This window comes from Pseudomonas sp. NBRC 111139 (assembly GCF_001753955.1).
Taxonomy (GTDB): domain Bacteria; phylum Pseudomonadota; class Gammaproteobacteria; order Pseudomonadales; family Pseudomonadaceae; genus Aquipseudomonas; species Aquipseudomonas alloputida.
In genome coordinates this window covers 1-25,325 of sequence record NZ_BCBP01000016.1, presented here as the reverse complement: position 1 = coordinate 25,325, position 25,325 = coordinate 1, and the positions used below count along the sequence as shown (strand labels likewise).

The window sequence follows — 25,325 nt, the reverse complement described above, 5'->3', positions numbered from 1 at the left end:
GTCGGTGCTTTATCCGCGCACAGTTCGCCCATGAGCACTCTTGCCCCACTGAACCACTTGATCACCCGCTTTCAGGAACAGACGCCGATCCGCGCCAGTTCCCTGATCATCACGTTGTACGGCGATGCCATCGAGCCGCACGGCGGTACAGTCTGGCTCGGTAGCCTGATCAACCTGCTGGAACCGATCGGCATCAATGAACGGCTGATTCGCACGTCGATCTTTCGCCTGACCAAAGAAGGTTGGCTCACTGCAGAAAAGGTGGGTCGACGCAGTTATTACAGCCTGACAGGCACTGGCCGTCGGCGTTTCGAAAAAGCTTTCAAGCGCGTCTATAGCCCAAGCCAGCCAGCCTGGGACGGGGCCTGGACGCTGGTGTTGCTGTCGCAACTCGAGGCGGGTAAACGCAAGGCCGTGCGTGAAGAGCTGGAGTGGCAGGGGTTTGGTGTCATGGCGCCGAACCTGCTAGGTTGCCCACGGGCAGACCGTGCCGACCTGGTGGCCACGTTGCGTGACCTTGAGGCCGGCGACGACAGTATCGTCTTCGACACCCACACCCAAGAGGTGCTCGCGTCCAAGGCGATGCGCGCCCAGGTGCGGGAAAGCTGGCGTATCGACGAACTGGGGCAGCAATACAGCGAGTTTATCCAGCTGTTCAGGCCGCTGTGGCAAGGTTTGAAAGAGCAGCCGTTGCTGGATGCTCAAGATTGCTTCCTGGCACGCACGCTGCTGATTCACGAGTACCGCCGCCTGCTGCTGCGCGACCCGCAACTGCCCGACGAGCTGCTGCCAGGGGACTGGGAGGGAAGGGCTGCGCGGCAGTTGTGCCGTAACCTCTACCGACTGGTGTTTGCCAAAGCCGAAGAATGGTTGAATGCAGCACTGGAAACAGCAGATGGCCCATTGCCGGATGTGAGCGAGAGTTTCTACAAACGTTTTGGCGGGTTGGCTTGAGGGTAAGTCACCTACTACCAGCAGGCAGTTCTTGTGTCCCTATAGGAGCAACCCCAACCACATTGCCCCCAGGATGAGCAGTTGCCCTGGAATGAGGTATCGCGAAAAGCTGAAACCTCCGTTGCTCAAGGCCAGAACACATTTGCTTAATGTGTTCCCCGTCAATGCGAGCAAGCCCGGTATGACGATTTCATTCGCACTGATTCGTCCGGCAGCGACCAACGAGGCGATCGAGGCCGTGGCCGCATGAGCATCGGCCAGGCCGCCGACGAAAGCCGCGAGTTTGACGCCATTGGAGCCCAGAAGCTGAAGCAGAAATGCCGAGAACAAGGCGATGCCGGTTATCGCAGCGGTGATCGCCAGTGCTGTCCAGAGACTGAACGCGCCATCGCCCGGATGTGTGGCGGATCCTCCATGAGCAGCACGCCAAGGGGCTAGCAGAAGCACGCCATACACGAGTGTGACCAGTGCCCCCAGCGCGATCGATGACCAGAAAGGGTCGAGCAAGCGACGGTCGACGATGCTCAGCACCAGTGCAAATTGGGTGATGCTGGCGAGATTGGACAATACGGCAGCGCCGGCAAATGGCCTGGCAGCAGCGCCTTGCTGTCTGACGCGGTGCGCAAGCAGGGCAATGGTGGCAGAACTTGAAGCAAAGCCCGATGCGATCGCGCTCAAGGGCAGGCCATAGCGAGGTCCCATCAGGCGCATGACGATGTGTCCTAAAGCACCCACGGCCATCAGCAAGACCACCAGGTTACAAATCGTGCGCGGGTTGAGTATGTTGTAGGGGCCTAGAAACTGGTCCGGTGTCAGCGGCAGTACCACCAAGGCCACCGTGGACAACATCAGGCCATCGCGCAACTCTTCCTCGCTCAATTGTTGCAGCACGAAATGATGCAGTTCGCGTCGCAGCGCCAACAGCACGGTGAGCACCACGCCCACCGCTGCGGCGAGCTCAGGCTCATGAAGGCTAAGCGCTCCGAGTGTCAGCACCAGCAGCAGGGCAATTTCACTGGTCACTTCAGGGTCTTTATCGGCATGTCTGCGGTAGTGCATGCAGAGCATCAGCACCAAGCCCAGACTCGCCACCGCGACCAGCACCGCACCTGCCAGCAACATGCTGACGTAGCCCAGCAATGCAGTGATGGCGAAGGTCCTGAGCCCGGCGGCCGCGTGGTCTTCGTTACGCCCCTTCTTACGCTCGCGCTCCAGCCCCACCAGCATGCCGATACCCAGCGCCACAGCGCCGTGGCCAACATTCAAGGCGTCGAGCATGGTGCCTTTAGCGGGACCTTGACCTCACATTCCCCGCCACCTTGTTCCAGTGCCATGAGTGCAGGCATATCGAGAATTTCTACCAACCTGCCATGCAGGTCGACGATACCCAGCGTGCGCAGACGGGCGACGGATCGGCACACGGTTTCCAGGCGTAACCCCAGGTACGAAGCCATGTCTTCACGAGACATGCGCAACATGAAGCCATGGGCAGAGTAACCGCGGCTGACGAAGCGCCTGGAGAGCCCCACCAGGAAGCTGGCCAGCCGCTGTTCTGCTGTCAGGTTGCACAGCATCAGCACGCGCCCGTGCTCACGCACGATCTCGCGGCTCATCAAGCGATTAAGGCTCTGCTGCAGCTCCGGAAACTCACGCGCCAGGGTTTGCAAGCGACGATAGGGGACGGGGCAGACTTCGCTGTCTTCCAGGGCAATGGCGTCACAGACATGGTGCTCTGTGGCAATGGCATCGAGGCCGAGTACATCGCCCGGCATCCAGAAGTTGATCACCACGCCTTGCCCCTCGGCGGTGTTCAGGCTGGTCTTGAAACTGCCGCAACGTACGGCATAGAGCATGGACAGCGGATCGTTGGCATTGAACAGCGCGGCACCCTTGCGAATGCGCATGCGTGGGCCTATCAACGCGCCCAGGCAGCTGTTGTCGTCAACCGGCAGACCCATGGGGAGGCACAGACCGCTGACCCGGCAATCCATGCAGTGGTTCACCAGCGGTTTCAGGTGAATAGGGTTTGCCTTGGACAATGCGTTGGGTGAGTCGAGCAGGGTGACCTTCAGCTGGCCAGGCATTTTCAGGCCTCCTTCGCATTTTGGAGGCCGCTTTGGGCCCCTGCGCCATGACGCGCACCGAGCCCCACGGTCACCCCGGCATGGGGCGACCAATCAGCAAGCATGTCACGCGAGTGGGGGGCATTGAGGCGGCTTGTAAGCCGTTCGACAAACCGCTCGGCTTCGGCAGCCGTACTGAAACCCACCCGCCAGTCATCCATGTGTACCCAACAGCGTCCCTGCTCTGTGTTCTTCTCCACGTAAACGTTCATCAGGGCCTCCAAAGCATGTATCGGTAGACAATGCAGAATGAAGGCGTCCCTGCCGGCAGTGCAGGTGAAACTCAGGGCGGTGTCGCCATGGCACGCCTGCAGGGCCTGAAGTGGCTGTGATCTGGGTACAGGGTGCGCCGGCGAAGTCCCGAGGTATTGATCCGCGTCAAGTTCTTGCGCCATGGGCAATGCCACTGGTCGGCAGGTGCCGCCAGTTGATAAACATCAAGTTCGCAACACGTAGGTGGCAGATGCTTTACCTACGTATCGCAACCTCAGAGGTGTGCCATGGAAACTCCGCAAAGACTGCTGCTGATCGCCTCCCCCCTGATGCGCCGAACCCCGGTGTATGACCGGGCTGCTGCGCTGGCCAAGGCCAAGGGGATGGCGCTGCACATCGTGGCTTTCGACTATGTGGAAGGGCTGGCCACGGCGGGCTTGGTGAATGATCAAGCGCTTGCAGTCATGCGCGAGGGTTACGTGCAGCAGCACCGTGCATGGCTGGAAACCCAGGCGTTGCCGATGCGGCGCAATGGCGTCACCGTCACAACCGAGGTGGTGTGGGTGCAGCAGCCCTTGAATGAGATCCTGATACACTTGCGTGAGCAACCGTTTGCCATGCTGATCAAAGAGCTCGAGCATGAGCCTTGGTGGATGCGCGCAATGTTCACCTCGCTGGATATCCAGTTGCTGCGCGAAACGCGAATACCCTTGCACTTGGTACACAAGGCCAGCCATGCGTTGCCACGCAGGATTCTGGCGGCGGTGGACCTGTCCAGGCCTGAGGATCAGTTTGAAGGTTTCAACGACCAGATCATCAGCGAAGCGCTGAAGCTGACCTTGCAGTGCAATGCCCAGATCGAGTTGCTGTACACCTACGACTTGGGTTCCATGTACCTGGACGCCGACGGCAGCCGGGAACATTCGTTCCTGTTCGATTCGAACCAGGCCCAGACCTTGCATGACGCTCAGAGCGCTGCCTTCCAAGAGCTTGCCGAACGCAACGGGATCGCCGTCGAACACCGCCATATGCGTATCGGCGACCCGGCAAAGGCCCTGGCCATGTTCATGGATAACAATGATATCGACGTGCTGGTCATGGGCAGCTATCACCACCATGGCATCGGCTGGTTCATCGGCAGTACTGCCGAGCGCGTTTTGCATCGGTTGTCCAGCAGTGTGCTGGTGATTTCTCCAGAGCGCTCCAAAGGCTGAAGCACAAGGCCCGCAAGGGCCTTGTTTTTTCAAGGCCGCAGGTCAAGTTCGTGCAGGATCTCGCTCACATCGCCGCCAGGGTAGCGTGAGGTGAAGCCCAGTGCCTTGACCAGCCGGTGCATGGCATAGTTGCTGGCCAGATCCCTGGAGACCATGCACTGAAAGCCATTGCGTCGTGCGGCTTCAATCAGGTGTTGCATCAGGCGCTTGCCCAACCCCTTGCGCTGCCAGTCTTCGCTGACCGCCACTGCACATTCGCACCGCTGACTGCCAGGTATGCCTGCATAGCGGCTGACGCCGATTTGTTGCAATTGACCGTCCACATGAACCAAGGCGACATAGGCCATGCGTTGGTGATAGTCCACGGGCATGTCTTGCGTGTCCAAGCTAGGCAAGCCGCCGCTGAGCCCAGCAATGAAACGAAAACGCCGTGATTCATAAGCGATGGTGCTCAGAAAACGCTTGTCCCGTTCGCGGTCTTCTTCGCGCAGTGGGCGGATCAGCACCGCCGAACCGTCCTCGAGGTTTTCGACCCAGTGTTCGCAGGTCTGTGGCTGTGCTGTTTGCTGCCCGTTCATGACGCCTCCCGTTGCTTGATCAGTACCTGGTGCAGCCGTTTTAACGTGGCGGGCCGTTTCGGTTCTGACAATCATCAAGTTCAGCCTGGGTAGCGGTTTTCTGATCTGCATCAAGCAGCAGCGATCCTGCGCGCGGAATATCGTCAGCATCACACCCACTCACGAAAGCGCGGAGGTTCACCATGGGGCAATATCGACAATTGCTGGTGCTGCTGACCGAGGTAGAACCGCATTCCGCCGCTTTGCGCAGAGCCCTTGCCTTGGCGCATGTCAGCGGCGCCAGCGTGCATGTACTGGGCTTGTTCGAGCCAAGCGAGGAGCACCTTCTGCGCGAAGAGCGGCTGAACGAGGCCGATATCAAGCGCCAGTACGAGCACTATCGCGCTCAGTTGACGGGATTGGTCGAGCGGCATCGCGGCAGCGGTATAACGCTGACGGTCGACAGCCTGAATGCGGAGGATATCCGCAGCCAGGCGATCGATTACATCAGTGAACTGCAGCCCGATATGGTCATCAAGGACAGCGAAGCCGCGTCGGCCCTGGTGCGCGTGTTCGGCACCCCACTGGATTGTGCGCTGATGCGAGGTTTCAAAGGCGTCAGCCATTTCGTGCCGGCGGGGGCCATCTCATTGCCGCGGCGTGTGCTGGTCGCAGTGGATACGGCGTTCAGTGAGACGCCTGCCGTTCAGGCGTGCTTCAATCGTGGTCTGGTTCGTGCTGCTCAGGCGCTGGCGTTGCAGTGTGACGCGCACCTGCATCTGCTATCGGCCTACAACCTGGCAGGGGTATTTGCCTCGGACATGAATGTCACCCAGGCGTGGATCGACGAGATGCGCGAGGCACTGCAGGAACCTTTCGAAGCGCTGGCCGATGCCGAAGGCGTCGCGCCTGACCGCCGACATTTCATGGAAGGAGGCCCGGTACAGGTGATCCGTGAACAGGTCGCGGCCCTGGACATCGACGCGGTGGTGATGGGCGTGGTGCAACCCAAAGGCCTGGACAAACTGTTGGGAGACACCACCGAGCGTATCGTCAGCCGCCCACCGTGCAGCGTGCTCGCCGTTCATCCCCAAATAGCCGAAAGTTGGGAGCCTTGGCCATGCAACTGACATTTCTTGGCGGCACCGGCACCGTGACCGGCAGCAAATTCCTGTTGACCCGTGACAGCACGCGGGTATTGGTCGACTGCGGACTCTTCCAGGGTTTCAAGCAACTGCGCCTGCGCAACTGGCAGCCACTGCCCCCGGCGCTGCGGGCGCTTGATGCGGTGGTGCTGACCCACGCCCACCTTGACCACAGCGGTTATCTACCGGTGCTGGTTCGGGAAGGCTACCGCGGGCCGATCTACGCCACGCCGGCGACGTGCGCCTTGGCGGAAATCCTCCTGCTCGACAGTGCACGGCTGCAGGAAGAGCAGGCCGAACATGCCAATCGCCACGGTTACTCCAAGCATGCGCCGGCGCAACCGCTCTATACCGAGCAGGATGCCAAACGTGCCCTGGCACTGTTTCGGCCCGTGGCGTTACATCAGGTGACCATGATCGCCGAGGGCATGGAGTTACTGTTGCGTACCGCCGGACATATTCTGGGGGCAGCCACGGTCCAGATCAGCGCCGAAGGGCAGACCGTGCTGTTTTCGGGTGACCTCGGCCGCCCTCAGGATCCGATCATGCGTGCGCCTGAGCTGGTCAGGACGGCGGACGTGCTGTTGATCGAGTCTACCTATGGGGACCGCCAGCATCCCGCCGAATCGACCGAGCAGTACCTGGCCAAGGTCATCAACGAAACGCTCCTGCGCCACGGGATTACCCTGGTACCCTCGTTCGCCGTCGGCCGTGCCCAACTGCTCATGTATTACCTGTACACGCTCAAGCGCGACCGGTTGATCCCTGATGTCCCGGTCTACCTGAACAGCCCGATGGCCACCGACGCCACCGCCTTGTACCAGCAGTACCGCAGTGAGCATCGGCTGACCGCAGCCGAGTGCGCCGCCATGTGCAGAGGCACGCACATCGTCCGGACAGTCGATGAGTCCAGGCACCTGGACCAGCTGCGCGAGCCCGCAGTGATCATCGCCGCCAGTGGCATGGCGACCGGCGGACGGGTGCTTCACCACCTGAAGGCGCTGGCCCCCAACCCACGCAACAGCATCCTGTTCTCGGGCTTTCAAGCCGGGGGGACGCGGGGTGCCGATATCGTCGCGGGCGCCCACAGTGTGAGGTTGCACGGCGAGGATGTGCCCATCCGTGCACAGGTGCATGCGATGGAGAATCTTTCTGCGCACGCCGATGCCGATGAAATCATGGAATGGTTGCGCGGGTTCACCCGGCCACCCCGTCAGACCTATGTCATTCATGGTGAGCCACACGCTGCCGACACCTTACGGCGGCGAATCAGCCTCGAACTCGGCTGGCAGGTGTGCGTGCCTGAGTATCAGGAAACGGTTGCCATCGATCCTGTGCGCTAGCCGGGCGCGGGAGGTGAATCATGAGTACACAAGCAAGGGCGAAACTGCGGGCCTGGTTGCACAGGCCCAGGGGCAGCCTGGGTTGGATCGTGACCATCGTCGCTTTACTCGTCGCCGCGTCCGTCTATCGCGCCTTAAGCGCTAGCTGGCGCATGCCCATGCGTGATCCGGCGGTACTCCTTGGCCTGCTGGCGTTGAGTGTCGCGCTGGGGTGGGCGGTGCAGCGGGGCGTCAAGCGCACGGTCGGCAAGGCCATTTTCAATGGCCAGCAGACGGGTTGGCAGGCCAGGCTGGCGTTGCTGCGTTCAATCACCCGGGAATCGAACACGTTGATAAGCGTGTTGCTGCTCCTGGTCCTACTCGGTGCTGGCACCGTGTGGCTGGCGGGGCGCTCTGTGGCGCAGATCGTGGAGAATTGCACGGCCAACCTGCAGGCCCAGGTGGAGGTGCCTGAGGATGACAAGCTCGCTGCGCTGGTCGGCAAACCCGTGTGCACGTGCCTGGCACAGACCTTTCTGGAGCGCAATGGGGTGCTGCGCCTGGCCCTGTTCGAAACGCCCATGCAGGAAGTGAGCGGCCTGAAGGCGCTGACTCCCGCTGATGAGCAGCGTTGCCTCGCGCAGTTCGACCTGTTGCCCGAGGTGGGGCGTGCAGCCACGCCTTGAAGCCATCAACGGCTCCCATCGGCAGCTGAAACGACCGGCGCCCATCGCGGCGCGGGAGGTGTTCATGTCCCATGATCTTGCCTTGCCAACTGTGTTTGTCGACCGTACCCAGGCTGGACGTTGCCTGGTAGAGCCACTGGCCCGGTATGCCGGCAGGCCCGACGTGATCGTGCTCGCACTGCCGCGTGGTGGTGTTCCGGTGGCCTATGAAGTCGCGACTGCCCTTAACGTTCGCCTGGACCTGCTGATGGTGCGCAAGCTCGGTATGCCGTTTCAACCCGAGTTCGCCATGGGGGCGATAGCCAGCGGCGGAGTAACCTTCCTCAACGACGACATGTTGCGGGCCTATCCGGTAGATCGCGCGGTGTTCGACGCCGTGGTTGCCAGGGAAACCGAGGAACTGGCGCGGCGCGAGCGGGCTTACCGGGGAGGGCGGCCAGCCCAGCAACTCAAGGATCAGGTGGTGATTCTCGTTGATGACGGCCTGGCGACCGGTGCCACGATGAGGGCGGCGATACAGGCTGCACGAGCCCAGTCACCGGCGCGGATCGTGGTCGCCGTCCCGGTCGCACCGCCAGAAACGCTCGAAGCGCTGTACGGTGAAGTGGATGAGCTGGTGTGCCCGCGTGTGCCTGAGCGGATGGTCTCGGTTGGCTATTGGTACCAGGATTTCCCGCAGACGTCGGACGAGGAAGTCATGACGCTCATGGGGCAAGCTGATCAGCAAGCACTTTGCCGGAGTGCCCCCCATGACTGAGCGCAGGGGTGAAGTTCGCACGCAGACGATGAAGCTGGCTAGTTGCGCATCGGCTTGTTCGGTGCAGGCACGGGGGCCACTGCGCTTGCCGGTGACGGGTTTGTGATGTCCCTGCAGCGCGTATCCGCCTGATAGCGCTTCGCCAAGGCTCATACACCAAATGGATAGGTTTCGTCCTCAGGCTCAAGGTGCTGTTGTTTCGGCAAGGGCAGGGCAGTCACTGGCTGGGTCTGTTCGAACCAGAGCAGCGCATCGAACTGCTCGGCCAGCACCGCCTCGAAGTAGTGGCTCAGCCGTTCGCTCTCGGGGCGATAGATGACGCCGATGGCGCGTTCGAGTAGCGCCGTGGACAACACATGGCGCAACGCCTTGCGCTGTGGGTCGCGCCAGTCGCTCAGGCTGGCTGGCACGCCTGCGAGGCGGAACTGGTGCTCCCAGCTGTCGCTGCGCGAAGGACGGATTTCCTTGATCTGCATGTCGCCGTCCCAGTCATCGGCGGCGGCCACCTGGCCGCGGTCGGTGGCCATGCCGATCAGCACCGCGTCGTGCCCGAAAGCGCTGCGGCAAAGCTGGCCGATGGTGAACTGGCCTTTCCAGCCCATTTCCGTGGCTCCGGCATTGCCGATGTGTGAATTGTGTGCCCAGACCACGGCCTTGGCGTGGGTACCACGGTGTTCCAGCAGTGCGTGCAAGGTATCGAACATGTGCCGGTCGCGCAGATTCCAGGAAGCCGTCGAACCTCGGTAAATGGCGCGGTAGTACTGTTCCGCAGCGATGATTACACGGGCGTTCTGCGTTGCGTTGAAGAAGGCTTCATCATTGCGGACAAGCCCTGACAGTTGCTCGGCGAGCATGACATTCAACTGCTGGATCACCGGTTGCTCACAAGGCATGACGCCACCGCGCTCGACAAAGTGCCCGTACAGCGCGGGGTCGTCCTGCCACGGCGTCAGGCAACCGTAACGGCGGCGGGCTTCATGGGCCAGATGCGGATCGACCCGGTCCAGATAGGCCAGGACTTCATGGATGGAATTGCGCAGGCTGTAGACATCCAGGCCGCGGAATTCCACGCGGTGGTCGGTGGGCAGCAGGCGGTTGTGCCCGTGAAGCCATTGGGCGAAGGCTTTGACTTCGCTATTACGCCACATCCAGGTAGGAAAACGGCTGAAAATATGGCGTTTCCACGCCGAGTGCGCCAAGCCTCGGACGTACTGATCGACATGCCCGGCATCCGGCCAGTCAGCCTCGACAGCAACGATGTTGAAACCATGCTGTTCGATCAGGCGCCGGGTGATCGCCGCGCGGGCGCGATAGAACTCACTGCTGCCGTGGCTTGCCTCGCCCAGCAGGATGACGCGCGCGTCAGCATAGCGGTCGAACAGCGCTGCGAATGCCGGCGTATCCAGGTCCGGCAAAGGTTCGGCGTACTGATGAAGCACCGGGGCAATATCGGCAGTGTCGACCTGATACTGCTTGCCGTAGAGTTTTTCCATCAATGTCTTCGAAGGGCCGCTCATGGAGAGCCTCCCGTAATCGGGCCGCCGCGCATTGACCCGTCAGTGCGACGGCCCAGGGTTCAGATCAGGGAGAGCCGGTGGATGACCTGGCTGGGATCATCCGGGTCAGCGACGGTGGTGAACCCCGCCGCTTTGGCCAGCTCGCGCATCGCTTGGTTGGCTGCTGCATCAACCGAATACATCTGCCGCAAGCCCTTGGCCCGGGCATGGTCGACCAGGTGCTTGAGCAGCAGGCGACCCAAGCCATGGTGCTGCCAGCTGTCCATGACGGTAACGGCACACTCGCACTCGTCCTTGCCGCTAGCAGTGGCGTAGCGGGAAATGCCCACTTCCTGCAATTCGCCATCCACGTGGGCAAGGGCGACGTAAGCCGCCTGGCGATCCTGGTCGACCTTCATCAGCTGGTCGAGCATGGCTTCACCGGGCTCCCTGAGCTGGCACAGGAAGCGGAAATGCCGCGATTCGGGCGACAGCCGTTCGATGAAGGCTTTTTCGCGTTCTCGGTCCTGGGCTTGCAAGGGCCTGATCAATACGTGAACGCCGTTTTCAAGGGCTTCGATCCAGTATTCACCCGAAGGTTTTGGGAACGAAGGCGTTTTATGCTCACGGGAAGTCTCGGCGGGCGCCATGGCAATGTCCTCTGTGTCGAATGAACAAGGAAGTTCAGTTTCGGCAGCGGGCCCATCGCTGACTTGACAGTTGTCAATTGCTTCCCACATGACTTGTCAAACCGATAGAAAAAAGCGGGTATAGCCGGGGATAGCGTCCGACCCTTGGTCGGACAGACCGCTAACGTTTAGTGGAACCGCTAACTTCAATAGATACACGCCTGCAAAAAAGCAGAGGCATCATCATGTCAGGCCTTGCGGAAATGGGAGCAAAGCTCCAGGTCAAGTGCCTTGCGTGCTCGTTGAGCCGGCTTTGCCTGGCAGCCAGCCTCAGTGCCGACGAAGTGGCCAAGCTGGAGCGAATTGTCCGCCGTAACCGGCCGTTGAAGCGGGGTGAGTACCTGTTCAAGGCCAATGAACCCATGGAGCACGTGTATGCCTTGCGCTCCGGGGCGATCAAGAATTTTCTGCTCGATGCCGAGGGCACCGAGCGGGTGACCGGCTTTCTCCTGCCGGGGGAAATGCTCGGGCTGGACGCTATTGGTGCCAGTTGTTACCGAAGCTTTGCTGTTGCCCTGGAAGTCTCGCTGGTCTGCGCCATCAGGCTGGACCAACTGGTGGACCTGTCCGGCCAGATTTCAGGGCTGCGCTATCAGTTGCTGCACATGCTCAGCCTGGGGATCCAGGGCAAGGACGAGCACCTGCGCTGCTGCCATGGGCGTGCCGAACAGCGGTTGGCGATCTTCCTGCTGGGCATGTCCGCGCGTTACCAGGCGCGAGGCTTGCAGGCTGATGTGTTCAACCTGCCCATGTCCCGTGGTGATATCGCCAACTACCTGGACCTCACTCAGGAAACGGTCAGCCGACTGTTCAGCCGTTTCGTCCATGCAGGTTTCATGCTGTGCGCCGGGCGCGAGGTCAGGCTCATCGACATGCAAGGCCTGGTCAACCTGACCCGCCTGGAGGAGCCCACTTGAGCGCGGCAAGCACCCGGTCATAGCGTTGCACAGGCCAGCTTTCGGGGGAGTGCCCCACCCAGATCGGGCGTGACACATGGTCTGTGCGTATCCAGATACGCTGCGCGGCTACGCCAGTTTGCCAGCACAACCGTGCCACTTGGCGCGCCACCTGTGGCGGCGCGCAACAGTACACCGTGTCCGGGCGGAAAGTGGTCAGCAAATGCCTGGTCTGCCACCAGCCACTGCTGTAGTCACGCGGCAATGGCGACAGTGCCGACAGCCAGGTTCGACAATCGTCTGGCAACAGTTCGGCCGCAATGCCGTCATGTGACAGCTGCAATTGTAACCAGGGCAGCCAGCAGCGAATCTCATCCAGCGCACCCAACAACGGCAGCAGGCCGTCGGCGCGACTGATGGCCAGCAACCTTGTGCTTTGCAGGGGCAACGGCCAAGCGCTGCCAAGCGGCCCGGAATAGTCGAGCAGCTCCCCCGCACGGCCCACGGGCTGCGCGCTCTGGGTGCTGACGATAAATTGCCCGGCCACGCCAGGTAGGGTCACGTAACTGCACGGCCAGCACTCGGTACGACCACTGAGCACGCAGTACTGGCCAGCCATTGCCTCGCCGCATGGCTGGCTGCAAAGGGCCAGGCGCACGAATTGCTGGATGCCCAGGCCGGGCAATGTCTGGAGCAAGCGAACGCTGGCACCCTCGCGGTCCATGACTGCCTCGCACTGTAAGGATGACTTGCTGTAATCAGCCTAGACCGTGGGCAATCCGGCACTTTGATCAGGATCAAACCAGCGAGCGGCAGGGACTTCACGTTGTTGATAAAGGTCAAATGGGCTGCTGCCCCACGGCGCATGATCGAAGCGTCTCCCTGGGAGGCATTACTCATTCGAGGAGGGCGCCATGTCAGAAGATGCCAAGAAAGTGCCTGCTACCCCCGTCGCAACCCAGCCAACCAAAGCTTCGCCGCCCAGCGTCGAACCTTCGGAGTTGTGGCGGCCCTTCCAGCAATTACGCCGTCAGATCGACAGCCTGTTCGAGGATTTTGGACGGCGGCCGATGCGCATGCCGTTCAGCCAAACACCGTTCGATGTCGAACCTTTTTGGCGGCGTGACCTGTTCACCCACGGCATGCCGGCCATGGACATCAGCGAGCTTGCCGAGGAGTACCGCATCAGCGCCGAGTTGCCTGGCGTGGACGACAAGGATATCGAGATCAAGCTCGTCAATGGCAACCTGTTGATCCGCGGCGAGAAACAGGAAGAAGTGGACGAAAAACGCAAGGCATATCACCTGTCCGAGCGCCATTACGGCAGCTTCGAACGGGTTTTCCAACTGCCCCGTGAAGTCGACGCCGAGAAGATCAACGCCCAGTTCAACAAGGGCGTGCTGCTGGTGCACCTGCCCAAACGCGCCGAAGCCATCCATCCGGAAAAGGTGATTCCGATCAAGAGCGGTAAATGATCACCCATCCTCACTGCATCAAGGAGCAAGGAGGCTCCGCCTGTGGAGGTAGCACATGATGTCCATTGGCAAATACTGCAAACGGGACGTGGTCACCGCACCACCCGGTATCTCCATCTATGCCGCGGCGCGCCACTATCCGACGCATTCCGGTCGTCGATGATCTCGGTCTGCTGGTCGGAATCGCAACGGCGGACGACCTGATGGGCCTGCTGTCGGACCACCTGTAAGAACTGTCACTGCTGATCCGTCAACAGAGCCGGCGGGAGGAAGATCTTCGCGGCGAAGACCTTTGAGCGCCCCGTGCGCGATGACGAAAGGAGGCTGGCATGAGTGATTTCCCCGGTACTGAAGAGCTCGAAAGCCTTGACGCCTATTGGCGGGCGGCGAACTACCTCACCGTTGGCCAGATCTATCTGCAGGGCAATGCCTTGTTGACCAGGCCCTTGACCTTGGCCGATGTCAAACCTCGGCTGCTGGGCCACTGGGGGACTTCCCCGGGGCTCAACCTCGTCTATACCCATCTGAACCGGTTGATTCGCCAGTACAGCCTCAATGTGCTGTTTGTCACGGGGCCTGGCCACGGCGGTCCTGCCCTGGTCGCTCAGGCATACCTCGACGGTACCTACACCGAGCTCAACCCATCGGTCGAGCGCAACGCACTTGGAATGGCCCGGCTCTTTCGGCAGTTTTCCTGGCCTTATGGCATTGGCAGCCATGTCGGCCCCCATGTGCCTGGCTCCATTCACGAAGGGGGCGAACTGGGCTATTCGCTGGCCCATGCCTATGGTGCCGCCCTGGACAATCCGCAACTGATCGTGGCGTGCGTCATTGGTGATGGTGAGGCCGAAACCGGGCCACTGGCTGCCAGCTGGCACTGCAACAAGTTCCTCAACCCCGCCCGCGACGGCGCGGTGCTGCCCATCTTGCATCTGAACGGTTACAAGATCGCCAACCCCAGCGTGCTGTCGATGATCAGCGAGGAGGAGCTGACCAGCCTCATGTATGGCTATGGCTATGATCCGTATTTCGTCGAGGGTGACGAGCCGATGGAGGTCCATCGCGCGTTGGCCAGGACGCTGGATGTCATCTACGAGAAGATCAGCCAGATCCAGCGCCTCGCGCGGCATGCCGAAGACCCGCAGGTGGTCGACAGGCCCTTGTGGCCGGTGCTGATTCTTCGTACCCCCAAAGGGTGGACGGGGCCCAGGTACGTGGATGGGCAACGCGTAGAGGGCACCTGGCGGTCCCATCAGTTGCCATTGGCGGACCTCGACAAACCGCCGCACCTGATGCAGCTGCAACAATGGCTGGAAAGTTACCGTCCCCATGAGCTTTTTGACGCACAGGGTACGTTGTTGCCTGAACTGGCCGCGCTGACCCCAACTGGCCGGCGACGCATGAGCGCGAACCCCCATGCCAACGGCGGTCTCTTATTGCGGGCCCTGGATTTGCCGCACTACGCCGATTACTGCGTGCCGATGCCGGGCCCTGGTCAGGTGCGGGCCGAGGCGACCAGAGTGCTGGGTGGTTATGTACGCGATGTCATGAAGAACAGCCTTGCGTCGCAGAATTTCCGCCTGTTCGGCCCTGACGAAACGGCGTCCAACCGTCTGGACGCGGTATTTGAGGTGACCGACAAGGTATGGCTGGATGCTCGGGCCAGCGATGATAGACACCTTTCGGCACAGGGGCGGGTCATGGAGATCCTCAGTGAGCACATCTGCGAGGGCTGGCTGGAGGGGTACCTGCTGACGGGCCGCCATGGCCTGTTTTCCTGTTACGAAGCTTTCATCCATATCGTCGATTCGATGATCAACCAACATGCCAAATGGCTCAAGACAGCTGCCGAGGTGCCGTGGCGCAAGCCGATCGCCTCATTGAATATCCTCCTGACTTCGCATGTCTGGCGGCAGGACCATAATGGTTTCTCGCACCAGGACCCGGGCTTGCTCGACCTGCTGGCAAACAAGAAGGCCAACCTTGCGCGGATCTATCTGCCACCTGACGCCAACTGCCTGTTGTCGGTGGCTGAGCATTGCCTGCGCAGCCGTGGGTACATCAATGTGATCGTTGCCGGTAAGCAGATGGAGTGGCAATGGCTCGATTGCGAAGCGGCCGCCGTGCACTGCCAATCAGGTATCGGGCGCTGGGGCTGGGCCTGCCATGATGACGAGATGCCCGAGGTGGTGCTTGCCTGCGCGGGCGATGTGCCGACACTGGAGGTACTGGCGGCGGTTACACTGCTGCAAGAGCAGGCTCCAGACGTGCGTGTGAGGGTGGTGAATGTCGTTGACCTCATGGCGCTGCAACTGTCGCAACAGCACCCTCACGGGCTGTCCGACAGCGATTTCAACGGGCTGTTTACCGAAGATCGACCGGTCATCTTTGCCTTCCACGGCTATCCGGCGCTCATCCACCGCCTGATCTACAAACGTGCCAATCCGCAACGGTTTCATGTCCGGGGCTTTCGCGAAGAGGGCGCAACCACCACGCCATTCGACATGGCAGTCATCAACAATCTGGACCGCTACCAGCTGCTGCTCGATGTGTTCGAGCGCGTGCCACGTTTGCAGCCCCAGCTCGAACAGGCCCGCGCCCGCTATTGGGCCACGATGGAGAAGCACAAGCTCTACCTCATCGAACATGGCGAAGACATGCCTGAAGTTGCGCAATGGCGCTGGACATCAGCGTCGCGTGCCTGACCCCGCCTTACTTGGTCTTCCAGTACTTCTGCATTTCCAGGAACAGGAACGAGGCCGTCCAGGTGATCAGCACCAGGCCCGTCAGCGCCTGCAGGCCGGTGAGGTACTTGAGGTGGCCAGTGGGGGCGATATCGCCGAAGCCTATGGTGGTGTAGGTGGTGAAGGAAAAATACACGCAGTCCAGGAAACTGCCGTCGAAATTGCCGCTGAGCGTGCCCCAGCCTGGGGCATGGGCCATCAGGTAATAGGCCAAGGCAAAACACCACACCTCCAGGGCATGGGCCAGCAGCGCGCCGAACACGCCTGCGACGATGCGAAAGCGGCTCCAGAGTTTGAGCCGAGGTAGCCAGTCATTCAGGCGCAGCAGGCATTCGTAATGAATGATCACCACCAGGATCACCACCAGCATATTGATCAGCGTGACAAAGAGCATCGCAGGTACCCTGGCCAGGATCGGCGGTTCATTTCGTGGCATCGACCAGCACATAGGTGGCGGGCTCATTGGCTTGCGGTTGCAACGCCGGGAATTCTTCGGGGGTGATGGTCTCCTTGGCCAGCAACAGACGCGCGCCTGCATCCAGGTCGTCGCGGCGCTGCTCCAGCAAAGCCCGGGCGCGGCCATAGGCTTCTTCGAGCAAGCCGCGGACAGCGAGGTCGATCTCGCGCGCAGTTTGCTCCGAGTAGTCCTTGCGCTCCTGACGCAACAGCGAGTCACCCAGATAGCCGGCTTGCTGGCGCTCAAGCACCGCCTGGCCCAGCACCGGGCTCATGCCGAAGCGGGTGACCAGCTGGCGGGCGATATCGGTGGCGCGCCCGAGGTCGTCGGCGGCCCCCGTGGAGACCTGGCCGAACACAAGGTGCTCGGCGGCGCGCCCAGCCATCAGCACGACAAGGCGGTCACGCAGCATCTGCGTGCTGATCAGGTAGCGGTCATCGGTCGGCCGTTGCAGGGTGTAGCCCAGTGAACCCGCGGCGCGGGGAATGATCGACACCTTGTGCACCGGGTCCATCGCCGGCAGGCTACTGGCGGCCAGGGCATGGCCCATTTCGTGGTACGCCACCACCTGGCGCTCGTCGCTGCGCAATACGCTGCCTTTGCGCTCGATGCCCGCCACCAGTCGCTCGACCGCAGCGGTGAAGTCCTGCAACTCGACCCACTGGCTGGACCGCCGGGTGGCAACGATGGCAGCCTCGTTGACCAGGTTGGCCAGGTCGGCGCCCGTCAGGCCCGGGGTGATCTCGGCAATCCGCTCGCAGTCCAGGTCGTTCTTGTAGATGATCTTGTGCAGGTGGACTTTCAGGATCGCCAGGCGGCCCTTGCGGTCGGGCCGGTCGATGAGAATCTGCCGGTCGAAGCGCCCGGCACGCAGCAGCGCCGGGTCCAGCACTTCCGGGCGATTGGTCGCTGCCAACAGCACCACGCCTTCCCGTGGGTCGAAGCCGTCGAGCTCGGCGAGCAACTGATTGAGGGTTTGCTCTTTCTCGTCATTGCCGCCAAAGCTGCCGACGCCGCGCATCTTGCCCAGGGCATCCAGCTCATCGATGAAGATGATGCAAGGCGCCGCTTGGCGGGCCTGGTCGAACAGGTCACGCACCCGGGCGGCACCCACGCCCACGAACATCTCCACGAACTCCGAGCCGGAGATCGAGAAGAATGGCACCGCCGCTTCCCCGGCGATGGCCTTGGCGACCAGGGTCTTGCCGGTGCCGGGTGGGCCTACCAGCAGCGTGCCCTTGGGCACATGGGCGCCAAGGCGCGCATACCACGCCTTGTTTTTCAGGAAGGACACGATCTCGGTCAGCTCGCCCTTGACGTCGTCGATACCGGCCACGTCGGCGAAAGTCACCTGGGTGTCGTGTTCGACATAGACCCGCGCACGCGACTTGCCCACCCCCATCAACCCGCCCAACCCCTGTTTCTGCCCCAGGCCATGAAACAGGAAGTACCACAGCGCCAGCATCATCAACAGCGGCATCAACGCGCCCATCACGGTCGCTACCGTGTTGTCCTCGACGACGCCAGAGAACGCGACTCCAGAGCGTCCCAGCTGCTCGCTCAGAGCCGGGTCGACGCGAACGGTGGAGAATACCGAGTGGCCATCGATCGGCTCCTGCAGCTTGCCGAGGATCCGCTCGTGCTCGATATGCAGGTCGCTGACCTTCTGCTGATCAAGTAGTTGCAGGAACTGGCTGTAAGGAATGGCTTGCACGGCCGGCTGGCTGAACAGGCCGAACTGCACGGCAGCGAGCACTGCCAGGCCAACTGCCAGGAGGTAGAGCGTCCAGGGCTTATCCTTGTTCATGGCCATCTGTCCTCGGCGCGGCGGCGCTAGGCGATCAACAGATAATCTTCGACCTTGCTGACGCCGGGCACCGACCAGGCCGCACGCTCGACCACTTCTCGCTCGCGCAGCAAGTGCACCTTGCCTTCCAGCTTGACCACACCACCGTCGACCGTGACGCGGATGCCTCCGGCCTCGATTTCGGCGCTGCGCTTGAGTGCGTCCTCGATGTGGCGCTTGATATCGACCACGTCGGCCCGGGCTTTGAGGGTGATGCGGTTGTGTACGCCAACCACACCCGACAAGCGCCAGATTGCCTGTTCGATCACTTCGTTCTGGTATTGCCAATCGAGCTGGCCTTCCAGGGTCACCGTCCCTTTTTGCACGGTGACCTGGATGCCCTCCACGTTGGCGTCCGAGCTCCAGGCGATGATGTTCAGGGCACGGCTGGCAATCGTGTCGTCAGCGGTACCTTCGAGCTTGTTCAGGCGTACCTCTATCTCCTCGGCCAGGCCGCGCACGCCTTTCATGGCCTTGACCGTGCGCTCGGCACTGACTTTCTGGGCGTAGCTGTTGACGTGCCCGGAGAGGGTCACCACGCCGTTCTGCACCGTCACACCGATGCTGGCTGCATTGATATCGGGTTTGAATTCCAGCTCTTCGAGCACAAGGTCTCGCAGGTCAAGGTCGTTCATGATCGGCTCCGGTAGCAGATAGGGTAGGGGCGGTGCCCTGAGTCTTTGTTTCTACCCTTGTGCCCCCCAGCGCGATTGATAAAGGTCAAACCGGGTGAACAGGCCGGTCGCGGTTGACAAATGTCAGGCGTGCGGCGCACGCCGCCATCGATACTTAGCGTGTCCTGGCCATGCACGAGGGTACCGATATGCGACGTTATGTGCTTTGCGGGTGGGCAAGCCTGTTGCTGGTTACCGCGTCCGGCTGCACGGCGTGGCGCGCCCAGGAATACGATGCGCGCCTGGAATCAGCGGAGAACAACGCCGCCACCGCAAGGTTGCGCGCCGATCAAGTGTGTTACCGCATCGATCTGGTCGAGCAGACCGCCAACGAGGCCCTAAAGCGGGCAACCCAGGCTCAGGAGGAAGTGCAGCAACTGCGCCAGCAGGCCAGACGCAAGTAGCCCGCCATGCCACGTCGATGGCTCGACCCCGCACTGCTAGTGGTCTGCACGCTGGCCCTGCTGACTGGCGGCGTGGCCTATGCGGCGCAGCGGCCTGCCTGGGCCGCGCTGGTCTGGGCAACTGGTGGCCTGGTCATGGCCGGGGTCCTGGCGGTGGAAATGTTCAGGCGCCTAGCCCGGGGTGAGGCGGGTATCGACCTGATTGCCTTGCTGTCGATCACCGCCGCCCTGGCCCTGGAGAACATGCTGGTGGCTGCGGTGGTCGCGCTGATGCTGGCCACTGGCCGAGCACTTGAAGCGTTCAGCGTGCGTCATGCCGAGCGCGAATTGCGGGCGCTGATCGACCGAGCGCCGCAACGTGCCTGGATCCAGGAGCAAGACGGGCTGCGCGAAGTTGCGGTGGATCAGGTCAGGCCAGGGCAGGCCGTGCTGGTGCGCCTGGGTGAAATCGTGCCCGTGGACGGGCGCCTGCAGAGTCCCCAGGCCACCCTGGACGAGGCGGCGCTGACCGGGGAATCGTTACCCATCACTCGTCATTGCGGCGAGCCGGTGGCCAGCGGGGTGTGCAACGCCGGCGCGCCGATGGTGCTGGTGGCCACGCAGACTGCGGCACAAAGCACCTATGCCGGCATCGTGCGCCTGGCCGAGGCGGCACGCCAGTCACGGGCGCCCTTCGTGCGCCTGGCTGACCGCTACGCGCTGGCGTTCATCCCGCTGACGTTGCTGATCGCCGCGCTCGCCTGGTGGGCCAGTGGCGACCCGCAACGCGTGCTGGCGGTGCTGGTGGTCGCCACACCTTGCCCCCTGATATTGGCGGTGCCGATTGCCGTGCTGTCGGGCATCTCGCGAGCGGCGCGGCGTAGCATTCTGGTGCGCGATGGCGCGGTACTGGAGGCGCTCGCCGGGATCCGCCAGGTTTTTCTCGACAAGACCGGTACCTTGACCAGCGGCCATGCTCGGCTGCAATCGATCGAGCTTAACGGGGAGGGCGCGCCGCTGCAGATCTTGCAGTGGGCCGCGTCATTGGCCCAGGCATCCACCCACCCGATCGCTCGGGCTATTGTCGATGCGGCCCTCGCGCGGGGCCTGAGCCTGGCGGCGCCGCAACAGGTGCAGGAGGCGCCAGGCCAAGGGTTGGCCGGCCAGGTACAAGGCAAAGCCGTGCGCTTGGGGCTGCTGGCTTACGTGCAGCAGGGCAGGGATGCGGGCCCTTGGGCACAGGTGTGCTTGCAACAGCTGGACTATCTGGCCAGCAGTGGCAGTTTCGTAGCCGTGGACGGTGAATTGAAAGCGATGCTGCGGCTGGCCGACGATGTGCGTCGGGAAACCCCTCAGACCCTGCGCCGGCTTCGAGCCCGCGGCATCGACCAGATTGTCATGCTGACTGGCGACCGCCCCCAGACGGCGCAAATGATCGCGCTGACAGCGGGTATCGATGCGCTTCACTCTGGCCTCTCACCGCAGGACAAGGTCCGCCTGGTGCAGGAAGGTTGCCGAAAAGGTCCCACGCTGATGGTCGGGGATGGCATCAATGATGCGCCAGCACTGGCTGCCGCCGATGTCGGGGTTGCCATGGGCGCGTCCGGCGTGACTGCTTCGGCACAGTCAGCCGGCGTGGTCTTGCTGGTCGACAGGCTGGATCGTCTGATCGAAGCGCTCGACATCGCCCGGCATACCGTGCACATCGCCCGGCAAGGCGTGTGGGTGGGCATGAGCCTCTCGCTGCTGGCCATGCTGTTCGCTGCGGCCGGCTACCTGCCTGCGGTGATGGGGGCGGTACTGCAGGAAGGCATCGACCTGTTGATCATCCTCAACGCCCTTCGCGCCCTCGGCCCGGTTGCGGGCGATGGCCACAACGGGTTGCCGACCGAGAGCCTGCAGCGCATGCAGGACGAGCATCGACAACTGGACGGGGTGTTGACCGACCTGAGCCAGATGGCGCGGGACTTTGCCAGCCGCCCTGCGGAGCAGGCGCGGGCCGACCTCGGGGGCCTGGTCGCCGCCCTGCATGGCTCGCTGGAGCGCCATGAGCGGGACGACGAGCAGCAGCTGTACCCCCTGTTGAGCCGCTACATGGGAGGCGAGGATCCGCTCTCGCCGCTCAGCCATACCCACCGGGAAATGTTCAGGCTGATCCATTTGCTGACGCGCATGAACGAGGATTTCGCCCAGGCCGCCGCCAACCCGAGCGCCGACGAAATCCAGCACCAACTCATACGCCTGGACACCTTGGCAAAACTGCATTTCGACCAGGAGGAGGCCTTGTACCGTTACCTTGACCAACATTGAACACCGCTGCAGGCATTTGCACGCTTGATAAAAATCAAGCGCCAAGGGCGGCGTTGACCGGATGCTGGCAGCAGCGGTCAATCACTGCCGGCCGAAAAGCCCCGTCTCGATGCAACCCGAGCGACCTGAGTGATCAGGCCGGCCCACCGTTGGAGGCCATCATGAGTCACTATCAACGGCTGTTGCTGATCATGCGTCCAATGCTGCACCAGGCGGTCGCCCTGGAGCAGGCTGTTGCACTGGCCAGATCGGCATCGGCCAGCCTGCACATCGTCGCCTTGCTCGAGTCATTGGACAAACTCTGGCTGCTGGAGTCCGGTAAGCATCAAGCGGAGCGGGAGGCTTATCGGCTTGCTCAGCATGAACAGCTGGAAGCCCAGGCAAACGCACTGCGTGCCTCCGGCGTGCAGGTGACGACCGAGGTGGCCTGGAGTAACGACCTGCAGGATGACATTCTGCAGCACGTGCTGGAGATGCAACCGGACCTGCTGCTCAAGCAGGTCGAGCATGAGCCTGCGCTCAAGCGCGCCTTCTTCACGCCGCTTGACTGGCAACTGTTGCGCCACTGCCCGGTCCCGGTCTACTTGCTCGGTGCCAGCCAGCCGGCGTTGCCGCGCCAGATCGTGGCGGCGGTGGACGTGGCCGACACCTCGCCAGAGGGGCAAGCCCGAAATGACAGCATCGTCCAGCAGGCCGGTGCTTTGGCCTTGCAGACAGGGGCGCAACTGGACCTGCTGCACGCCTGCGATCTGTCGATGGCCTACATGGGCGATATGGGGTATGCCGCCTGGGCCATCGGTGACATTGCCGAGCCCTTGCGCCAAGCGCTGGAGGATGATTTCAGGAAACTGGCCGAACGCTTCGGCGCACCACCGCAACGTTGCCATTTCGTGCTGGGGCGCCCGGTCGCGGTGCTCAGCGCATACGTCGAATCACAGCCGGTGGAGGTACTGGTCCTGGGGCGGCCCATCGCACGGGGACTGGACCGTCTGTTCGGCAGTACCACCGAACATGTGTTGTACCAGGTACCTTGCAACATCCTGGTGGTGTAGGAACGTGCGGATGACTACGCCATGGGCGTGAGGCGCTCGGCGACCAGGGCGCTGGTGGCGACGATGTCCAGCCGGGCCTGGCAAGGGGCGGGCAGGCGAAAGGGCTTGATGCTGTCGGCGACCAGGATGCGTTCGAACATCCCGTTTTGGAACAGCGCCTCGCGCTGCTGAAGCTGCGGCGGCGTAGGCTATCCTGCAGCCGCACCGGGAGGTGCCCGATGAGCCCGTATCGCCGGATTTTGCTGATCATGACCAAGGCTCAAGCCAATGCCGCGCTGGACCGGGCCATGGCCCTGGCTGCGGCGTCTGGTGCTGCCCTGCACGTGCTGGGTATTCATGAACCCGGCGAACTGCGCCTGCGCCACGAGTTGCCGACAACCCCGCGGCCTTGCGTTTCATTCGTGCATTTCAGCACAGCGCTCAAGGCGCTGCTCGATGAGCAGCCGGCAAGGGGGGCACGCCCAGGTTTCGAGGCCGTGGAAACCTCCGATCCCCGAGACCTGGTGCCGGCCTGCATTGCCCGCTATGCGCCTGACCTGGTGATCAAGGACTGCTCGGGCTGTTCCCTGATCGATCAGCGGGCCCGGACTTCACTTGACCAGGTACTGTTGCATGGGAGCGAGGTGCCGTTGATGTTCGTACCGGCGAATGCCCCAGCCATGCCAGCTAGCGTGCTGGTCGCGGTGGATGTATCCCACGCCTCGCCGCTCAATGACGCACTGGTGATGGCCGGTCAGCAACTGGCAACGCAATGCCAGGGCCAGTTGAACCTGCTGTCGGCTTACGACCTGCCAATCGCCATGCTGGCAAATCCTGACCTCGCCGGCCCTTGGGCGGATGAGCTGCGGGAATCGCTGCAGTTGCCGTTCGATGCGTTGGCCGATGCCCACGGCATCGCCCACAACCATCGATTCTTCAGCGAAGGTGCGCCGTTGCGTGTCATCAAGGCCCATATCGCTGCGCTGGGAGCCGATGTGGTGGTGGTCGGCGCCGTGCAGGCCAGGCGTTGGGCCAAGCTGATCGGCGATACCACCGAGCGGCTTGTCAGCCATGCGCCGTGCAGCATCCTGACGATCAGGCCTACACCTGGCAGTTGAATCAGGCGGTATCGCCTGTTCGGCCATGGCGCACCACCTCCACGCAGAATTGACCTTCGTAGGGGGGCACATGGCATTCGACGATATCCTGCGCCGCGACCTGCAGATGAATGCCGACGATATCGGCATGCACCGGTTGGCGGCAGACGTGGCGGTCGACGAGCACCGCGCTGATGATGTGGCGCGCACCCAGTTCGGCGAGGTAGGCGCAGGTGCGTAGCAGAGAGTGCCCTTCGTAGAGCACGTCATCGACCACCAGCAAGGTGGTTGCGGCAAGGTCGAGCTTGGCGAGTTCAGGGTTTTCGGTGAGTTGAGTATGGGCATGCAGGAGGCTCAGGTCGTCTGCATAGCGCTTGACCTTGATCGGGTAGAGCGGCAAGGGCGCAGCACCGGTGAGTGCCTGCAGGTGCAGTTGCAAGCGCTGCGCCAGCGGCTCACCACGCCGCTGAATGCCTACCAGTGCCACTTCGGACGCAGGCAGACAGGCCATGGCCTGGCGGGCCATCGAGCGCAGCACGCTGTCCAGATCGTCTTCGTCATACAGGCGGACCCTCGATGGAGCGGGGCGATTCATGGTGTTTCTCCTTTATTGGATATCACTGGGCGGGAGCCTACCCGGGCACCTAGAGGTGGGCTTGATAAAAGCCAAGTGATAGCCAGCCGAGTCCGGGCCAGGAACCTGAGTTTCAGTGCATCGCGGATTACTGCATCTACCAGACGGGCGCAGGCACCAATAGCCTGCTGATGACACTGATGGGCCATGGCCGGCACGCGAGATCTTTATTACCCGCATAGTTGACCTAAGATAACTTCTGCCGCCTTTCAGATCGTCGCGTTGCGCGGGCAGTGATAGCGTTGCTACATACGCTTTTGATCCCGAGGCGTGGCCATGTATCAGAACCTGGCTGTTCTGGCCGCCTTGCTGGTGCTGTACGCCAGCCTGGCCGGCGCGCTTGAGTCCAAACCTGTCAATGGGCCGCTGTTGTTTCTGCTGGCAGGCCTGGTGGCAGGGCCCTCCGGGCTTGGGTTGTTGAACCTTTCGCTGGACCGCAACGATCTTCGCTTGCTGGCCGAGCTCACCCTCTCAATCGTCCTGTTCAATGATGCCGCCAAGGCCAACCTGGCCCAATTGCGGCAGTCCCGTAGCCTGCCCTTGCGCTTGCTGACCCTGGGCCTGCCGCTGACACTGATTGCGGGCTGGCTTGCTGCCTGGCTGATGTTCCCACGGATGCCCT

25 protein-coding genes are annotated in these 25,325 nt (G+C 62.2%); 14 read left to right on the top strand and 11 right to left on the bottom strand.

Translation table 11 applies throughout. The features are described 5' to 3' along the window. Positions 1-30: 30 nt before the first annotated feature. Positions 31-954, top strand: a complete 924-nt coding sequence (gene paaX, locus BJQ17_RS01950; RefSeq protein WP_004374548.1) for a phenylacetic acid degradation operon negative regulatory protein PaaX — start codon at positions 31-33, stop codon at positions 952-954. A 39-nt stretch (positions 955-993) separates the two neighbouring features. On the opposite strand, the gene BJQ17_RS01945 is transcribed toward paaX, so the two are convergent. Together BJQ17_RS01945 and fnrC are read right to left on the bottom strand one after the other, a co-directional pair. Then, the gene (locus tag BJQ17_RS01945) at positions 994-2,232 is read right to left on the bottom strand and encodes a DUF4010 domain-containing protein (protein ID WP_070095425.1); all 1,239 of its coding nucleotides are present in this window, start codon (positions 2,230-2,232) and stop codon (positions 994-996) included. Next, positions 2,217-3,038: a Crp/Fnr family transcriptional regulator FnrC gene (gene fnrC / locus BJQ17_RS01940; protein WP_004374553.1), complete on the bottom strand. Its 822-nt coding sequence runs from the start codon at positions 3,036-3,038 to the stop codon at positions 2,217-2,219. Before fnrC ends, BJQ17_RS01945 begins: the two co-directional genes overlap by 16 nt. 539 nt (positions 3,039-3,577) lie before the next feature. Here fnrC and BJQ17_RS01930 point away from each other — a divergent pair. Continuing rightward, positions 3,578-4,504: a universal stress protein gene (locus tag BJQ17_RS01930; RefSeq protein WP_070095424.1), complete on the top strand. Its 927-nt coding sequence runs from the start codon at positions 3,578-3,580 to the stop codon at positions 4,502-4,504. 29 nt (positions 4,505-4,533) lie between these two features. Here the strand turns inward: BJQ17_RS01930 and BJQ17_RS01925 are convergent, their stop codons facing one another. After that, on the bottom strand, positions 4,534-5,082 hold the full coding sequence (locus BJQ17_RS01925; RefSeq protein WP_004374560.1) for a GNAT family N-acetyltransferase: 549 nt from the start codon (positions 5,080-5,082) through the stop codon (positions 4,534-4,536). Between the two features lie 182 nt (positions 5,083-5,264). Here BJQ17_RS01925 and BJQ17_RS01920 point away from each other — a divergent pair, with 182 nt between their 5' ends. From BJQ17_RS01920 to BJQ17_RS01905, 4 genes are all read left to right on the top strand, one after another. Then, positions 5,265-6,191: a universal stress protein gene (locus BJQ17_RS01920; RefSeq protein WP_004577371.1), complete on the top strand. Its 927-nt coding sequence runs from the start codon at positions 5,265-5,267 to the stop codon at positions 6,189-6,191. Next, entirely contained in the window at positions 6,182-7,549 is a 1,368-nt protein-coding gene (locus BJQ17_RS01915) for an MBL fold metallo-hydrolase RNA specificity domain-containing protein (RefSeq protein ID WP_004374564.1), read from the top strand. The genes BJQ17_RS01920 and BJQ17_RS01915 overlap by 10 nt, the downstream gene beginning before the upstream one ends. Positions 7,550-7,569: 20 nt before the next feature. Next, positions 7,570-8,214 (top strand): hypothetical protein, encoded by a 645-nt coding sequence (locus tag BJQ17_RS01910; RefSeq protein ID WP_227743097.1) that lies wholly within the window; start codon positions 7,570-7,572, stop codon positions 8,212-8,214. A 64-nt stretch (positions 8,215-8,278) separates the two neighbouring features. Next, positions 8,279-8,971, top strand: coding sequence for a phosphoribosyltransferase (locus BJQ17_RS01905; RefSeq protein WP_004374568.1), 693 nt, complete (start codon positions 8,279-8,281; stop codon positions 8,969-8,971). A gap of 149 nt (positions 8,972-9,120) precedes the next feature. On the opposite strand, the gene BJQ17_RS01900 is transcribed toward BJQ17_RS01905, so the two are convergent. Together BJQ17_RS01900 and BJQ17_RS01895 are read right to left on the bottom strand one after the other, a co-directional pair. Then, positions 9,121-10,488 carry an erythromycin esterase family protein gene (locus BJQ17_RS01900; RefSeq protein WP_070095423.1) on the bottom strand — a complete coding sequence of 456 codons (1,368 nt, stop codon included), beginning with the start codon at positions 10,486-10,488 and terminating at the stop codon, positions 9,121-9,123. 59 nt (positions 10,489-10,547) lie between these two features. After that, a complete protein-coding gene (locus BJQ17_RS01895) occupies positions 10,548-11,117 on the bottom strand; it encodes a GNAT family N-acetyltransferase (protein WP_004374572.1) in 570 nt (189 codons plus the stop codon). A gap of 224 nt (positions 11,118-11,341) precedes the next feature. Here BJQ17_RS01895 and BJQ17_RS01890 point away from each other — a divergent pair, with 224 nt between their 5' ends. Then, positions 11,342-12,073: a transcriptional regulator FNR gene (locus BJQ17_RS01890; protein WP_004374575.1), complete on the top strand. Its 732-nt coding sequence runs from the start codon at positions 11,342-11,344 to the stop codon at positions 12,071-12,073. Here the strand turns inward: BJQ17_RS01890 and BJQ17_RS01885 are convergent. After that, positions 12,042-12,776, bottom strand: coding sequence for a hypothetical protein (locus BJQ17_RS01885; RefSeq protein ID WP_004374578.1), 735 nt, complete (start codon positions 12,774-12,776; stop codon positions 12,042-12,044). The genes BJQ17_RS01890 and BJQ17_RS01885 overlap by 32 nt on opposite strands. A 190-nt stretch (positions 12,777-12,966) precedes the next feature. Here BJQ17_RS01885 and BJQ17_RS01880 point away from each other — a divergent pair, with 190 nt between their 5' ends. Continuing rightward, positions 12,967-13,527: an Hsp20/alpha crystallin family protein gene (locus BJQ17_RS01880; RefSeq protein ID WP_070095422.1), complete on the top strand. Its 561-nt coding sequence runs from the start codon at positions 12,967-12,969 to the stop codon at positions 13,525-13,527. A gap of 329 nt (positions 13,528-13,856) precedes the next feature. Next, positions 13,857-16,232, top strand: coding sequence for a phosphoketolase (locus tag BJQ17_RS01875; protein ID WP_070095421.1), 2,376 nt, complete (start codon positions 13,857-13,859; stop codon positions 16,230-16,232). Between the two features lie 7 nt (positions 16,233-16,239). On the opposite strand, the gene BJQ17_RS01870 is transcribed toward BJQ17_RS01875, so the two are convergent. The 3 genes from BJQ17_RS01870 to BJQ17_RS01860 are packed head-to-tail and all read right to left on the bottom strand — an operon-like array spanning position 16,240 to position 19,209. Continuing rightward, positions 16,240-16,665 (bottom strand): potassium channel family protein, encoded by a 426-nt coding sequence (locus tag BJQ17_RS01870; protein WP_004374587.1) that lies wholly within the window; start codon positions 16,663-16,665, stop codon positions 16,240-16,242. A gap of 28 nt (positions 16,666-16,693) precedes the next feature. Further along, the gene (ftsH, locus tag BJQ17_RS01865; protein WP_070095420.1) at positions 16,694-18,535 is read right to left on the bottom strand and encodes an ATP-dependent zinc metalloprotease FtsH; all 1,842 of its coding nucleotides are present in this window, start codon (positions 18,533-18,535) and stop codon (positions 16,694-16,696) included. Between the two features lie 26 nt (positions 18,536-18,561). Continuing rightward, on the bottom strand, positions 18,562-19,209 hold the full coding sequence (locus tag BJQ17_RS01860; protein ID WP_070095419.1) for a BON domain-containing protein: 648 nt from the start codon (positions 19,207-19,209) through the stop codon (positions 18,562-18,564). Between the two features lie 188 nt (positions 19,210-19,397). Here BJQ17_RS01860 and BJQ17_RS01855 point away from each other — a divergent pair, with 188 nt between their 5' ends. The 3 genes from BJQ17_RS01855 (at position 19,398) to BJQ17_RS01845 (ending at position 22,993) form a co-directional block, all read left to right on the top strand. Then, a complete protein-coding gene (locus tag BJQ17_RS01855; protein ID WP_004374594.1) occupies positions 19,398-19,652 on the top strand; it encodes a hypothetical protein in 255 nt (84 codons plus the stop codon). A gap of 6 nt (positions 19,653-19,658) precedes the next feature. Next, positions 19,659-21,941, top strand: a complete 2,283-nt coding sequence (locus BJQ17_RS01850) for a heavy metal translocating P-type ATPase (protein ID WP_070095418.1) — start codon at positions 19,659-19,661, stop codon at positions 21,939-21,941. Between the two features lie 161 nt (positions 21,942-22,102). Beyond that, entirely contained in the window at positions 22,103-22,993 is an 891-nt protein-coding gene (locus tag BJQ17_RS01845; protein ID WP_004374598.1) for a universal stress protein, read from the top strand. Between the two features lie 14 nt (positions 22,994-23,007). On the opposite strand, the gene BJQ17_RS01840 is transcribed toward BJQ17_RS01845, so the two are convergent. Then, entirely contained in the window at positions 23,008-23,133 is a 126-nt protein-coding gene (locus BJQ17_RS01840; RefSeq protein WP_070095417.1) for a ribose-phosphate pyrophosphokinase, read from the bottom strand. A gap of 78 nt (positions 23,134-23,211) precedes the next feature. On the opposite strand from BJQ17_RS01840, the gene BJQ17_RS01835 reads away from it, so the two are divergent. After that, positions 23,212-24,090 carry a universal stress protein gene (locus BJQ17_RS01835; RefSeq protein ID WP_070095416.1) on the top strand — a complete coding sequence of 293 codons (879 nt, stop codon included), beginning with the start codon at positions 23,212-23,214 and terminating at the stop codon, positions 24,088-24,090. A 1-nt stretch (position 24,091) separates the two neighbouring features. On the opposite strand, the gene BJQ17_RS01830 is transcribed toward BJQ17_RS01835, so the two are convergent. Then, positions 24,092-24,664 carry a bifunctional pyr operon transcriptional regulator/uracil phosphoribosyltransferase gene (locus BJQ17_RS01830; RefSeq protein ID WP_004374603.1) on the bottom strand — a complete coding sequence of 191 codons (573 nt, stop codon included), beginning with the start codon at positions 24,662-24,664 and terminating at the stop codon, positions 24,092-24,094. A gap of 315 nt (positions 24,665-24,979) precedes the next feature. Between BJQ17_RS01830 and BJQ17_RS01825 the strand changes: the two genes are divergently transcribed. Beyond that, a partial coding sequence (locus tag BJQ17_RS01825; protein WP_175442701.1) for a cation:proton antiporter occupies positions 24,980-25,325 on the top strand: 346 nt, incomplete at its 3' end.